The sequence below is a fragment of the Nocardiopsis sp. NPDC006832 genome, from assembly GCF_040635885.1.
Lineage (GTDB): Bacteria > Actinomycetota > Actinomycetes > Streptosporangiales > Streptosporangiaceae > Nocardiopsis.
The window spans coordinates 127,859-141,306 of record NZ_JBEYLC010000009.1; the positions used below are offsets into that span (position 1 = coordinate 127,859).

The 13,448-nt window shown below is 70.3% G+C and carries 11 protein-coding genes and 3 tRNA genes; 1 reads left to right on the forward strand and 13 read right to left on the reverse strand.

Going from position 1 to position 13,448, the window contains the following annotated elements; genetic code table 11:
• Positions 1–147 precede the first annotated feature (147 nt).
• From rpmG to ABZ717_RS07195, 13 genes are all read right to left on the reverse strand, one after another.
• Positions 148–312: a 50S ribosomal protein L33 gene (gene rpmG / locus ABZ717_RS07135; RefSeq protein ID WP_026117477.1), complete on the reverse strand. Its 165-nt coding sequence runs from the start codon at positions 310–312 to the stop codon at positions 148–150.
• A gap of 99 nt (positions 313–411) precedes the next feature.
• Positions 412–487: transfer RNA gene (locus ABZ717_RS07140), tRNA-Met, on the reverse strand.
• Positions 488–588: 101 nt separating this feature from the next.
• Positions 589–664 (reverse strand) — tRNA-Thr (locus ABZ717_RS07145).
• A gap of 253 nt (positions 665–917) precedes the next feature.
• On the reverse strand, positions 918–3,023 hold the full coding sequence (locus ABZ717_RS07150; RefSeq protein WP_358506819.1) for an AAA family ATPase: 2,106 nt from the start codon (positions 3,021–3,023) through the stop codon (positions 918–920).
• Between the two features lie 85 nt (positions 3,024–3,108).
• Entirely contained in the window at positions 3,109–7,680 is a 4,572-nt protein-coding gene (locus ABZ717_RS07155; protein ID WP_358506821.1) for a TIGR02680 family protein, read from the reverse strand.
• Positions 7,634–9,028, reverse strand: a complete 1,395-nt coding sequence (locus ABZ717_RS07160) for a TIGR02678 family protein (protein WP_358506823.1) — start codon at positions 9,026–9,028, stop codon at positions 7,634–7,636. The genes ABZ717_RS07155 and ABZ717_RS07160 overlap by 47 nt, the downstream gene beginning before the upstream one ends.
• Positions 9,028–9,993, reverse strand: a complete 966-nt coding sequence (locus ABZ717_RS07165) for a DUF2397 family protein (protein ID WP_358506825.1) — start codon at positions 9,991–9,993, stop codon at positions 9,028–9,030. Before ABZ717_RS07165 ends, ABZ717_RS07160 begins: the two co-directional genes overlap by 1 nt.
• A 172-nt stretch (positions 9,994–10,165) precedes the next feature.
• Positions 10,166–10,708, reverse strand: a complete 543-nt coding sequence (locus tag ABZ717_RS07170) for a hypothetical protein (protein WP_358506827.1) — start codon at positions 10,706–10,708, stop codon at positions 10,166–10,168.
• A 130-nt stretch (positions 10,709–10,838) separates the two neighbouring features.
• Positions 10,839–11,162 carry a hypothetical protein gene (locus tag ABZ717_RS07175; RefSeq protein ID WP_358506829.1) on the reverse strand — a complete coding sequence of 108 codons (324 nt, stop codon included), beginning with the start codon at positions 11,160–11,162 and terminating at the stop codon, positions 10,839–10,841.
• Between the two features lie 10 nt (positions 11,163–11,172).
• Positions 11,173–11,418: a hypothetical protein gene (locus ABZ717_RS07180; protein ID WP_358506831.1), complete on the reverse strand. Its 246-nt coding sequence runs from the start codon at positions 11,416–11,418 to the stop codon at positions 11,173–11,175.
• 13 nt (positions 11,419–11,431) lie between these two features.
• Positions 11,432–11,677, reverse strand: a complete 246-nt coding sequence (locus tag ABZ717_RS07185; RefSeq protein ID WP_358506833.1) for a hypothetical protein — start codon at positions 11,675–11,677, stop codon at positions 11,432–11,434.
• 56 nt (positions 11,678–11,733) lie between these two features.
• Positions 11,734–11,979: a hypothetical protein gene (locus ABZ717_RS07190; protein WP_358506834.1), complete on the reverse strand. Its 246-nt coding sequence runs from the start codon at positions 11,977–11,979 to the stop codon at positions 11,734–11,736.
• A 553-nt stretch (positions 11,980–12,532) separates the two neighbouring features.
• Positions 12,533–12,614, reverse strand: a tRNA-Tyr gene (locus ABZ717_RS07195).
• Positions 12,615–12,828: 214 nt separating this feature from the next.
• Between ABZ717_RS07195 and ABZ717_RS07200 the strand changes: the two genes are divergently transcribed.
• On the forward strand, positions 12,829–13,326 hold the full coding sequence (locus tag ABZ717_RS07200) for a YajQ family cyclic di-GMP-binding protein (RefSeq protein WP_358506836.1): 498 nt from the start codon (positions 12,829–12,831) through the stop codon (positions 13,324–13,326).
• Positions 13,327–13,448: the final 122 nt, after the last annotated feature.

Here is a 13,448-nt window from a genome sequence, read left to right on the forward strand (position 1 = left end):
CTCTCGGATGTGGAAACGTCGGGGCTCGGCCGCCGTCGCGGAGAGGACCCCTGGACAACGAACAGCCCGGTGAGCGATTGGCTCACCGGGCTGGAGTCTACGAGAAGCTGTCGTTCCCTGCCTGGGACGACGACCCTCTTGCGGGACCTAGCGGGTCTCGCGGTGGTCGTTGTGCTTGCGGCAGTTCGGGCAGAACTTCTTGATCGTCAGACGGTCGGGGGTGTTCCGACGGTTCTTGCGCGTGATGTAGTTCCGGTGATTGCACTCCTGGCAGGCCAGGGTGATCTTCGGCCTCACGTCTGTGGCAGCCACTTCGGAGTGCCTTTCTCGCTGGAGACATTACCTTGACGCAGTGAAAAACTGCTGAGACCCACGACGACCCCTGAGTTTGACGCTCAGGGGTCAGTGGGTTGGTAGCGGGGGCCGGACTTGAACCGACGACACAGCGATTATGAGCCGCTTGCTCTACCGACTGAGCTACCCCGCCCCGATCAGACAACAGAGACATCCTATCGTGGATGTCTCCTGTTTCGGCCGGCGAAGTTCCACCGGCCGCCCACCTGAGTGGACCGGAACCTCATCAAGTGGTGGAGCCCCTTTACGGAATCGAACCGTAGACCTTCTCCTTACCATGGAGACGCTCTGCCGACTGAGCTAAAGGGGCACGCTGTGGGACTTTCTCTCGTCCGCCCCGGGGGTGTTGCCCCCTTGCGCTGGTCATGACTATACAGGGATTGAGGGGTGGTCTGCCAAATCGAAGGCCCGGGACCCCTCCCCTCGGCTTGCCCGAGGCCGCACCTGGATCACGTAACCCCTGGTCAGATCAGGTTTCTCGGGTTTCCCGAGAGCCTGTTCCAAGCCTCGAAAAACGGCCCGAATGTGACGCCGTGCACGCGCGCGAGGGGCCCCGGCGCCCCTCAGGCACCGTTCTCGGCAAGCCAGACGTTGGACATGGCGTCGCGGTTGATCGTGCGGATGTCCGCGGCCAGCCCCAGTCGGCGCAGTGCGTCCGACAATCGGGTGTCGTGGGTGAAGACGATGAGCTGCCGGTGTCGGCCCACCTCGGCCAGAACGGAGGCGAGCCCCTCCACGGTCTCGGTGTCCATGGCCTGGACCGGGTCGTCCAGCAGCAGGAACCCGAACGGGTTGCCCTCGACGAGGGTGCGCGGCAGGCAGATGGACAGCGCCAGTGCCTGGAACTCGCCCTGGCTGAGCAGCCCGGGCGCGCTGGTCTGGTCCTCCACCCCGTCGACGGACACGTCCACCTCGACCCTGCGACGGGCCCCACGGCCGATGAGCCGCATGCCCTGCAGGTCGATGTGGCGTTCCTGGCGCAACCGGAACCAGACCTGTTCGGCCTGGGCCGCGACCGGACCGAGCCGTTCGGCGCGCACCGTCCGGGCGTACTCGGTGAGCTGTCCGAGCGCGGCCTCCGCGTACGAGAGGGACTCGCTCGCCTTGATGGCGTCCTGGGCGTCGTCCAACCATGCGGAGAGCCGTTCGGCGAGGTCCGACCACCCGTCGGTGGGGTCCTCCAGGCGTTCGGACGCGTCCCGGCGCGCGCTGACCGCCGCCGCGCGGAGCCTGCGGCCCACGTCCTCGATGTGATCGGCGAGTTCGGCGAGGTCCTCGATGTCGGAACCGGACTCCCACAGCGACCACAGCTGACCGAGTTCGCTCTCCGGAGGGAGCCATCCGGGCATCGGGGAGAGCAGGAACCGGGCCTGGTCGCGGGCGACGTCGGCGCGTTCGTAGGCGGCCGAGGTGATCGCGGCCTGGGGGCGTAGCGCGCGCAGTTGGGCGTTGGCGCGCCGCACCCAGTCGGCCCCCAGCGCCCCGGTGGTGGCACAGGTGGGGCAGGTGGTCTCGGTGGGATGGCGCTTGTGGTGTTCCAACGCCTGTTCGAGGAGCTCGACCACCCCGTGGGCGTGGTCGCCCTTGGTACCGGCCGCCATGGCCAGTTCCATGGAGGCGCCCCGCAGCTCGTTGACGACGTCGCTCATGATGGCGCGTTCGGGGACGCTGAGCCGGCGCAGCCTGCGCATGACGACGTGTTGGGACGGGTCGCTGGGACCGTCGTCGGCGGCCAGTCGACGCAGGGCGTCCAGGTCCATGTCGGGCGCGGAGAGCAGCCGTACGCTCTGGGCCGCCCGAGGGTCGGCGGAGGCGCCGAGCGCCTCCAGGAGCGGCCTCAGGGCGCGCGAGGGATGGTCTCGGCGGCGGACGAGGCCGTCGCAGACCTTGGCGAGGCGACGCTCCGCCTCCGCGAGCCCGGTGATGCCCAGGAGCGCGGTGAGGGTGTCGTAGAGCTCGGCGGCGCGACCGGTGACGGTACGGCCGAGTTCGTCGTAGGACAGGAAGGGCCGGTAGCGGACCAGGTTCTCGCCCCAGTCGAGGGTGCGCAGCGGCGACACCTCGCCGTTGGGGTGCACGACCTCGCCGCGTGCGGAGCGAACGCTCTCACCGGTCCAGCGGCGACTGATCCGGGTGGGTCCGTGGTCCCCCGCGATGTGGATGTCGACGCTGGCCTCTGTGCGCTCGTCGTAGTGCAGGTTGCGCCAACCGTCTCGCCATCCCGTGGGCATGGCGTCCCAACGGGGGTTGCGACCGGTCAGGGCGGCTTCGGCGGCCTCGGCGAAGCTGGACTTGCCGGACCCGTTGCGGCCGACGATCACGGTGAGTCCGGGGCCGGCCGGGAAGGTGAGTTCGGCCGGGCGACCGATGCCGCGGAAACCCTGGACCCGGATGCCGGTGAGGTAGGCGCGACGCATCGAACCGGGCGGCGGACCGCTCGGGGGCTCGGGAACGGCCTCGGGGAAGTGCTCGCCCCGCAGGAGGGCCTCCAGGGCGTCCTCGCCCCACAGGGCGGCGTTGACCCAGGATCGGACCCGTGAGGGCACCCCGGAGCGCGCCAACGCCTCCAGGAGTCCCTTCGTGGTGGGGTCGTCGGCCCCGGGGGCGACCCCCCGGCCGTCCGGTCCTCCGTTCGCGCCCGCCTCGGGTCCCCGAGTCACCTTCGCCACCCCGCTCCGTTTCAGAACCTGCGTCAGCAGACTAGGGCAGGAAAGGATCAAGCCCGCTGGTGATGCCTACAACACGAGGCGTGGATCACACCCCCACCAGTTTCCTCCGGCTGCCGTCCCAGGTGAAGTGCAGGGTCGCGATTCCGGGCACGTTGGGGTCGCGCAGGCATTCGTAGATGTTGAGGCTGGGCACGCTCGCGAAGCAGCCCCAGACCCGTTCGGAGGTCAGCACGAAGTCGAGGTCGAGTTCGACCAAGAGACCGAGGAGCCTGCCGTGGGTGGGTTCGTCGACCTTGGCGAAGGCGTCGTCCAACAGGATCAGGCGAGGCGCCCAGGGCGCCCGGACCGCGAGGGCGTCGAAGTGGGCGGCCGCCCCCGCGAACAGCACCAGGTAGGCGACCACGCGCTGTTCGCCCTGGCTGAGGGCGGTGCGGTGGCCCAGACGGCGTTCGTCACCCGCGGAGTCGGTGACGTACACGGTGAACGTGAACCAGGACCGGTAGTCCAGGGCCGCGCGCAGTTGGGCACCGCCCGTGGCGGTCGGGTCGAGTCGACGGATCGCCTCGATGCAGCGGCGCAGCGCGTCGCGTAGACGGGTGGTCTGGACGCGGGTGCGTTCCTCCGGCGGTGTGGCCAGCAGGGGAACGACCGCCTCGACGTCGGCGCCCGCGTCGGGGGCCAGGCTCCAGTCCAGCCGCACGCCGAGACCGGCGGAGGTGGTGACGTCCTTGAGGACGTCGTTCATGGTGGTGATGAGGGCGCGGGCCTCGTCGATCTGGTGGGACAGGTGTCCGGCGAGCTCCCCGAGCAGGTGGCGTTCGAAGGCCTCCTCCTCCGCGATGGCGACGGCCTCCTCGGCCTTGGTCACGGACGCCGCGACGTGTTCGGCGTAGGCGGTGACGTCGTGGGCCCCGTCCTCGTCATGGACGGTGAGGCGTTTGACACCCCGGGGTTCGGTGAGTTCGGTGCGGGTCTGCGCCCGGCCGACGGAGGTGAGGAGACGCTGTAGGTCCTCACGGCTGCCGAGGATGGCGCTGTCGTCGACCTCGGTGACGTCGGTCTGCGCGGCCAGGCCGGTCTCCAGCCGTTCGACGAAGTCGGCGAGGAGGTCCAGGCGGGTGTCGGGGCCGACGGGTTCGGTGTCGGCTCCGGTCTCCAGGGCGGCCAGGTAGCGGGTCAGCGGGCCGTCGTCGGCGGCGCTGTCCTCCAGCCCGGCGGCGCGCAGCAGGACGGCGTCGGGACGGGTGTCCTCGGTCCCCTTGACCGCCTTGGCCGCGGGGTCGCCGAGGGTGGTGACCGCGCCGACCAGGTTCTCCCCCGTGGCGAGGGCGCGACGGACCTGTTCGGCCCGTTCGATGGTGGCCGCTTCCAGGCGCGCCTCGGCGGCCACCCGGTCATCGCGTGCTTGTTGGGCGCGGCGTTCGAGTTCGGGAAGGCGTTCAGCGGCCTCTTCGGCTCGGGCGCGGACCTGCTCTCGGGCAGCCTCGATCTGGTCGCCGGGCACTCCCCGCGCGCGATCGCCCAGTTCGAACTGGCGGCGCACGGTGATCATGTCGTCGATGGCGCCGGCCCGGGCGTCCTCGGCGGCCAGACGCGCCGATCGGGTGCGGCTCCAGGCCGCGACGTGACGTTCGTGGTCGGCCAGCTGCCAGGCGAGGACTTCGAGGTCGCGCAGGGCCGAGGCGATGAGGACGCGGAGGTGGTCCATGGCCCGCAGGGCGCTGTCGAGTTCGGCGCGCGTGGTGGGCAGACCCTCCGCCCCAGCGGCGTCCTTGAGGCGACGGCGAAGGTCGAGGAGCTCGGTACGGGCGTCGTCGGCGGTGGCTCGGGCGGTGTCGTGCGCGCGACGGGCCGCGGCGACGTCGGTGCGGCCCACGTCGAGGGTGGCCCAGGCCCGGACCAGGGGGGAGGCGTCCGGCAGGTCCCGCGAGACCTCCAGGAGTTCGGAGTAGGAGTGCTCCACCGCCCACCGTCGTTCGCCGGCTTCGGCGAGGAGGGCCTCGGCGATGGCCATGCGGCGGTCGGTGTTGGCGGTCTGACGGTCGCGGGCGCGTTTGCGGGCGGCCTCGCCGATGTACTCCGGTTCGGTCTTGGTGTGTGCTCCGGAGGCCACGCCCAGTCGCCAGCCGCCGGAGAGCGACATGGAGCTGACGGTGGCCACGGAGCTGTCCCGGCGGTGCTTGGCCTCGGTGTCCTCCGCGGAGGCACCGGTCGACTCCGAGCCCAGGGCGATGGAGGCCAGCAGGGCGCGCAGGTTGTCGTTGTCGACGCCACGGTCGGGGACGGCGACCGGTACGAGCACGTCGAAGAGGGTGCGGCCCTTGGCGGGGCGGGCCGGGGTGATCATGAGGTCGCGGGTGGCGGGGTCGTACAGGGTGCCGTCGGAGCGGATCCAACCGGCGAGCAGACCGCTGGCCTCCAGGGCGGCTTCGAGCCCGGCCTGTTCGCGGGTGGTGAGCCCGTTGGCGAAGTCGACGGCGAGGTGGAAGGGGACTCCGTCGGAGTCTGGGCGCGCGTAGGTGGCCCACGCGGGGCGCTCGGGTGCGGCGTCGGCGTTCTTGGCCTTGCGTTCGGCGAGCTCGGCGAGTTCGTCGGCGAGCTGGCCCTCCTCGTTGACGGCCACGTCACGTCGGGCGCGCAGCTCCTCCAGGAGCGGATCCACGGCGGTGTGGGCCAGGCGGGCGACCTTGGCCGGTACGTCGGGGTCCAGCACGCGCAGCGCGTCGGAGATGGGCAGCTCCACGCTGCCCTCCAGCTCGTGGATGGCGTCGCCCAGGGCGTGGGCGTGGCTGGAGTCGCGCAGGCGCGCGGCCCAGGTGCGAACGCCCTCGGCGTAGGCGGCGCTCTGTTCGCGCAGCCCGGTGATGGCGTCCTGTTCCCGGGTGTGGGTGTGTTCGAGGGTGGCCTGGGCGCTCTCCGACTCGCTGGTCAGGGCGACCAGGCGACGGTCCGCGGCGGTCTCGGCGCTGGTCAGGCCGGTGAGGCGGGCGGCCTGGTCGGTGCGGTCGGCCGCGGTGTCGGCGGCGGCGGTGAGCCGGTCGTGCAGCCGGCCCAGGTTCTCGCGCAGGTCGTCGAGGTCGATGCCGTCGACGGGGGCACGTTCCACGGCCTGTTCGAGGCCTTGGATGTCCACCCGGGTGGTGCTCTCGCGGGGTGCGTGCACGGTGGTGCGGGTGTCGGGGACCCGGCCCAGCGCGCGGGGATCCAGGCCGGCGGCCGTGGCGGCGCGACCGGCTTCGGCGTGGGTCTGTCGCAGGACGTCGAGGGCGCGTTCGACGGCGGAGACGTCCTCGCCCAACCGCTCGATCGCGTGGTCCTCGGTGGTGGCGGCGTGTTCGGCGGCGGCCCAGGCCGCCTCCGCGGCACGGATGTAGGCGCCCACGGCCGCGTCGTAGGCGCGACGTTCGTTGGCGGTGGCGGTGGCCGCGTCCTGCTGGGCGGAGGCGAGGGTTCCGTCGTCGGCCTCGGCGGTGTCGCGGGTGCGGCGGGCCTGGTCGCGTTCCTCGGAGATCTGGCTCTCGTCGGAGATGAGCTCGTCGAGTTCGGCGCGCAGCCGGTCGGTCTCGTCCACTCGTCGGTCACGGGCGTCGAGCTGTTCGCGGACCTCGGCGGCCCGGGCGCGCAGGGTGTGGACCAGGTAACCGTGATAGTCGGTGAGGAACTCGGCGATGCCGCCGTCGGCCTCGGTGAGGGCGTTCTTCTCCGCACGGGCCTGTTCGAGGTCGGAGATGTTGCGGGCCACCTCGTCCAGGACCGACTCGTCCATGGGCGGCAGGGCCTCGGAGAGCACGCCGACGAGTTCGCCCGCTTCCAGGCGGTCGCCGATGGTGGGGCGGCGCAGCCGGTAGAGCAGGTGGATGAGGTTGCGATAGCGGACGGAGTCGTCGATGCCGAACAGGGTTCGCATCACCCGTGCCCGGTAGGGGACCGCGCTGGTGAAGCAGTTGTCCGCGCCGATCTCCGAACGCAGCCGGTCCACGGGCTTGGGTCGGCCGTCCACGACCAGGTCCAGGTCGTATCCGACCCGGCGTTCGGTGACGAAGAAGACGCAGCGCGGGTCGGAGTCGCCCACGGCGAGGACGGCCGCGCCCAGGGTGAGGTAACGGGGTTCCTCGCCCTCGGGTTCGGGTTCCGCGATGGGTTCGGCCTGCGCCGCGAGCAGGGCGGAGGCGGAGTTGGGTCCGGTGGTGTGGGCGGCGGCGTCCAGGCCGCGGTCCCCGCGCGCGGTGGTGAACTCCACCCACAGGTAGCCCAGGCGGGTGGCGGGGCCGGGGGTCGCGTCGCCGTCGTCGGAGGTGCCGTCGACGAGGTCCTCGGGGCCACCGAGCAGGTCCGGACCGGTCTCCTCCTCGATCGGGACACGGCCCGCGCGGGGGTCGTCGGACATCAGCCAACGCAGGCTCGTCCGGTTGGTGCCGGTGGTGTCCAGACGTCGCACGTCCCCGTCCAACAGGAACGGCAGCAGCATCTCCAGGGCCTTGGACTTGCCGGCGCCGTTGCGGCCGCGCAGCAGCAGCCGCCCCTCGGCGAAGTCCAGGACGTGGTCGTCGTACTGCCAGACGTTCCGGATGCCCGCGCGTTCGAGGCGGTAACGGGGGGTGGGGGCGGGGTCAGCCGGAGGCTTCCCGTGGGCCTGGCTCGTCTCCTGTGTCACCACTGGTCGCGCTCACCTTCTCGTTCGCCACCGCTTGCAGCACGGACGCCACCCGGTCGAGGTCGCTACGGGGGTCGTCCCGAGGCTCGGGCTCCTGTCGACCGGAACCGCGCGGTTGTTCTGGGTGTGTCCGGTCTTCGGGATGTGTCCGGCTGTCTTCGCCATTGTCCTGGATCCGGGGGACGCGATGGTCCACTTCCGCGCCGTACCTCGCGGCGATGGCCGTCAGTCTTCGGGCACCGGGTTCGCCCCGGAGCAGTCCGAGCCCGGTGAGAAGTTCCAGGACGAGGGCGAAGAGGCGTTCGGGCTCGGGGATCTCCGGCCCGGCGGTGCGCGCCCACTCCGCGCGCACCGGTGCGTCGGCGCCACCGAGCGCGTCCAGCGCGACCTGGAGTTCTCGCTCGGGGATGGGAACGGACGTGGTCGGGCGGCCGGGGTTCAACAGACCGGAGAGGTGGCGGACCAGGGCCAGCGCGGTGTGTCCGACCGGGTCGTCGGAGGGGAAGCGCGGGCGGGCCATCGCCTCGTCGGGCATGACCAGGGCCACACCCTCGGCGCGGATCTCGGTGTCGCAGCCCAACAGGTTGCCCAGGGCGGACGCGGCGCGCCACTGGTGGGCGGCGAGCAGGTCGCGCTGCCGGTCGGAGAGCTCCTCTCGGTGCACGACGGCGGTCTCGGCGAGCAGGCGTCGCAGGGCGACCTCTCCCGCCTGGTCACTCTCGGGCTCGGGGTCGACCGCCTCGGCGAGGAAGGTGTCGGCGTCCGTGCCGGCCCGGGGCAGGTGCGCGGTGACCGTGCGCAGGGCCTCGGTGTCGGGGTCGAGTTCGGCGTCCATCGCGGCGTCGGCCTGGTGGGCTCCGATGGTGCCGGAGGCCTCGGTGAGCGCGCCGAGGTCGACCAGGTGGAGCAGGGCGGCGCAGTAGGCGCGGCGTTCGCCCAGGCCACGGGCGGGATCGGCGTCGATGCCCGCCTCATGGGCGGTCGCGCGCACGGTGGCGGCGAGGGAGCGCACGCTGACGGGTCCGTCGTGCTCGACCAGGACCGCGAGCGTCAGGGCGAGGTAGGTCAGGGCCCGGGGGGTGAGTCGGGAACCGTCCGCGCGGGTGATCGGTCCGGTGACCTCGTCGACGAGCCCGCGTTTGCCCAGGCGGGCGTGGTCGTCGGCGACGGTGAGCCGGTAGCCGAGCACGCGTTGGAAGCGCTGGACCAGCCACTCGTTGTGCGAGCGCACCAGGGAGAACTCGGCCGGGTGCGCGGCACGGGTGAGCAACGGGTGGGCCATGAGGGCGCGCGCGGCGGCCTGGCGTTCCCCGATGAGGGCGGCGTCTTCGCTGTAGGCGTTCGTCTCCATCACCCCCACCTCCGCGTCCAGGGTGTTTGCGTGGTGATCCCGATGGGACCGGTGTTCTGGGAGTCCGGGTCCGGCCCGGGGAGGCTATCGGTGTCGGTCGGCTCCTCGACAGGGGCCTGTGCGGTGTCCTCCTCCGGAGCCGCGAAGGCCGGGGGCACGGCGTGCGGTGTTCCGGTGGGCGGAGTTTCCGCGGGGGGCGGTTCGAACGGGACCGGTTCCACCGGTTCGGGGGTGTCCGAAACAGGTTCCGGAGGGGTGGTCGGGGTCCGGGCGACCGGATGTTCCGGCGGGTCGGGTGTGACGGCGCGGTCGGCGGGGACGTCGATGAAGTGCTGACCGTAGGGGGTCACGCACAGGCGCAGCCCCTCCAGGCTCAGGTCGCCGCCCTCGCCCCGGGCGGTGACCTCGGCTCCCGGCGCCGCGATGACGTGCAGGCGCAGGCCGAACTCCAGGTCACCGGCGGAGGTGGGACGCCGGGAGGCGTCGCCCGAACCCAGAGCGGCGGTGAGGAGCTCCATGAGGACCTCCATGCCGGCGCCGGACAGGTCCAGACGGGCGTCGTCGCCGGTGGGCTCGGCCAGCAGGGAGCGGATCTGGTCGGCGCCCGCGCGGCGCCAGTGCGCCGAGGACTCGGCGGCGTCCCGAAGGCGGGCCTGTTGGGCGCGGTGGTCCCGGACCGGTTCGGGAGGGCGGGCACCGGGGTGCTCGGTGATGGTGCTGCGGTCGGGTTCCCCCTGCCACCAGCTGGTGGTCGCCGCGACGCTGTCGTCGACGCGTCCTTCCAGGTGACGGGCGGGGTGGAGGGCGAAGGCCGCGGTCGCCAAGGCTTCGGCGCGGTCCGGTTCCGCCTCCTCGAACCAGCCGGCCAGACGCAGCAAGGCGGCGCGTCCGTGCCGTGGCACCGGCCGATCGCCGTTGCCCCGTCCGTCGTCCGCGCGGTCGTTCGTCCACTGGTTGAGTCCCACAACTCAGCAGACTAGAGACCTCTCGGGCCCGCCACGCCCGGTTCGGCTCCCTCCGCCCTCGGTGAGATTCCCTGACACCCGTTCTGAACAGGTGTTTTGTCCCAACTGTGGCGTTTGTAAGGATTCTACGAAGAGCCGGGGAACTCTTCGACGTCACCTCATCCCTGGACGCCTACTGCGGGACCCCGAGCCGGCCCTCGTCCGCCTGGTCGAAGGCCTCACGGGTCTCTTCGGGCATGTCGTCGTCGTAGTCGGTGATCGTGTACGTGGAGAAGTACATGGTGTCGTCGACGTCGACGGGATCGCCGAGTTCCACGTCCACGTCGTAGGGGTCGTCCTGGCACCCCTGGTCCATGCACCAGGTGCCCAGGACCTCGCCCTCTCCGCGGGCTCGACCCTCATCCCACTCGTCCCACTCCATGTCGGTGAAGGTGGTGAACTCGGTGGCCACGTACTCCGTGGGTCGCTGCTCGTCGAACCCGGCCTCGTCGCCGTAGAAGTTGAGGACCTGGACGTCCCCCTGGGTCGCCGCCTCACCCTCTTCGTCACGCTGGTCGTCGTCACGATCGTCGTGGTCGTCGTGCTCGTCGCGGTCACGTTCGTCGTCACCGTTGCCGTCCTCGGCCGGAACGTCGTCCCGGTCCGGCTCGTCCTGGTCGCCACAGGCGGAGAGCGCCAGTGCCAGGACCGCGCCGATCAGTAGTGCACGCTTCATGTCGCCTCCTGGGTCTCAAGTCCCCATCATCCCGGTGTGAACGCGAAAGGCCCCCCGGCACACGCCGGGGGGCCTTCCAACAACCCTGTTCCGTCATCGGGACCGGATCGGACCCGTCGGACTCGGGCTACTAGTAGTAGCCGTTGCCCTTGTCGCCCTCGTGACCCTTGTGGTCCTCGTGGCCTTCGTCACCCTCATCGTCACGGTCGTGTTCGATGTTGGTGCTCGTCGGGCCGTTGACGCAGTCACCGGCGGTCTGCGGCGACAGGATCGGCACGTTGGCGCCGACCAGGCCGACGGCCAGCTCGGTGTTGCACAGCTGGACCGGAACCAACTGCAGGTTCTGGTTGAACTGCTGGTCGCCACCGTGCGAGGCGAAGGCCGGCGCGGTCGCGAGCATCGCACCCATGGCGATACCGGCGATGGCGGTGGCGGCGGTGAACTTGCGCAGCATCTACGGACCCCTAGTCGATGTTGGTGCTGATGGGGCCGTTGACGCAGTCGCCCGTGGTCTGCGGCGACAGGATCGGCGCGTTGACACCGGCGAGGAGTCCGACGGCCAGCTCGGTGTTGCACAGCTGGACCGGGACGGCCTGCAGGTTCTGGTTGTACTGCTGGTCGCCACCGTGAGAGGCAGACGCCGGAGCGGCGGCGAGCATGGCGCCGAAGGCGATACCGGCGATGGCGGTGGCGGCGGTGAACTTACGCATTCTGGGAACTCTCCTAGTCGATGTTGGTGCTGATGGGACCGTTGACGCAGTCGCCCGTGGTCTGCGGCGACAGGATCGGCACGTTCACACCGACCAGGCCCACGGCGGCGCTGGTGTTGCACAGCTGGACCGGGACGGCCTGCAGGTTCTGGTTGTACTGCTGGTCGCCACCGTGCGAGGCGGACGCCGGAGTGGCGGCCAGAATGGCGGAGAAAGCGGCACCAGCGACGAGGCCGGCAACGCCGAGCTTACGCAGCATTGAATTACCTTTCGGAAGAATTTGGGATAGCGTATCGGTCGGACCGATTGCCGGAACTAGCTGATGTTGGTGCCGATGGGGCCGTTCACGCAGTCGCCCGTGGTCTGCGGCGACAGGATCGGCACGGTGACGGCGACCAGACCGACGCTGCCGGTCAGGTTGCAGGACTGAACCGGAACCAGCTGCAGATTCTGGTTGAACTGCTGGTCACCACCGTGCGAGGCGTGCGCGGGAGCTCCCATGAGGAGCGCGCCCATCGCGGCACCGGCGACCAGGCCAGCAGCGGTCAGCTTCTTGATCATGTTTCCCCCGAGAAATCATGCGAGGCATTGACAGAAAAAGACGCAGGCGCTTCTTGCACCTGTGTCGCGGTGGACTGTGGCAATCATTATCCGGCCCCGCTTTTTTGTCAACGCCGAAACTCGGAAGTCATTTTGTCCATATTGCCGGATCAATTCTTTTCGTCAGGCAACCCAAATACGACAATGCGCTGATTTATCAGCCCAGCCGAGCCGCTCCGCCATCCCACGAAAATCACTCAGGGTGATCACTCTGTGGCCCTGGCGTAACACCTTCGCGACCACCCGAATCCCCCGAGCACCACGGCGGTCGCGGCGAACAGGCCCGAAACCACGACGCGTCGTCGCCTCATACCGCCGGCCCTGATCCATCGGCTCTCGACAGTGGTCGCGTGGTCGCGTGGTCGAGTCGGCGAGCACGCCGCGATGCGCCTGGGAGTCGATGTGGTCGCGCCGCCCCTCGGGGCACCCTCCCGCGAGGCGGTCCTGGGGGGCAGGGAACGCGAAAGGCCCCGGTGGCCAGCGTTTCCGCTGTTCACCGGGGCCTTCCCCAGGGTGGCAGGTGAAGGATTCGAACCTTCGAAGGCTAAGCCGACGGATTTACAGTCCGCTCCCATTGGCCGCTCGGGCAACCTGCCTGGGCTGCGGCGACGTGTGTGTCGCTGCGCATGAATGACAATAGCGGATGATCGGCCCCAACCTGAAATCGGATCCTGAGGCGCGTCCCCCACCAGCGGCTTCGGGTGTGCGCGGCGGGGCGCGGCTAAGCTCTGAAGCCGGCCCGCACCGGGCCGAACAGACGTGCACGGGTATCGCCCGTGACCCACGAGAGCTAGCGGGGTGTGAGAGTACGTGGCCGCCGAATCCAGTTTCGACGTGGTGTCCAAGCTCGACCGTCAGGAGGTCGACAACGCCCTGAACCAGACAGGCAAGGAGCTGGCCCAGCGGTTCGACTTCAAGGGCACCGGGACCACCATCGCCTGGCAGGGTGAGAACGGCATCGAGATCAAGAGCAGCGCCGAGGAACGCGCCACGGCCGCCCTGGAGGTCTTCAAGGAGAAGCTGATCAAGCGCAAGATCTCCCTGAAGGTCCTGGACGCCGTCGAGGAGCCCAAGCCCTCGGGCAAGGAGTACCGCCTCCCGGTGAACCTCAAGGAGGGGATCACCACCGAGGACGCCAAGAAGATCTCCAAGCTCATCCGCGACGAGGGACCCAAGGGTGTCAAGGCGCAGATCCAGGGCGAGGAACTTCGGGTCAGCGCCAAGAAGAAGGACGACCTCCAGAACGTCATGACGCTCATCAAGGAGAAGGACTTCGACCTGGCCCTCCAGTTCGTCAACTACCGCTGACGCACCGACGTTCGACGGCCCCCCCCCCACCCCGGGCGGGCGGGGGGGTTTTTAGGCCCCGGGCCCCAATCCGCCCCCCACGCCCACGCGCGGGGTCCCCCACCCCCAGGGTGGGGGCGCCC

Excerpts from the sequence above, each read along its gene's own strand:
- ABZ717_RS07160 (WP_358506823.1), bottom strand. The coding sequence starts at position 9,028 with ATGGAGACGAACGCCTACAGCGAAGACGCCGCCCTCATCGGGGAACGC.
- ABZ717_RS07180 (WP_358506831.1), bottom strand. The coding sequence starts at position 11,418 with ATGCGTAAGTTCACCGCCGCCACCGCCATCGCCGGTATCGCCTTCGGC.
- ABZ717_RS07185 (WP_358506833.1), bottom strand. The coding sequence starts at position 11,677 with ATGCTGCGTAAGCTCGGCGTTGCCGGCCTCGTCGCTGGTGCCGCTTTC.
- ABZ717_RS07190 (WP_358506834.1), bottom strand. The coding sequence starts at position 11,979 with ATGATCAAGAAGCTGACCGCTGCTGGCCTGGTCGCCGGTGCCGCGATG.
- ABZ717_RS07175 (WP_358506829.1), bottom strand. The coding sequence starts at position 11,162 with ATGCTGCGCAAGTTCACCGCCGCCACCGCCATCGCCGGTATCGCCATG.
- ABZ717_RS07170 (WP_358506827.1), bottom strand. The coding sequence starts at position 10,708 with ATGAAGCGTGCACTACTGATCGGCGCGGTCCTGGCACTGGCGCTCTCC.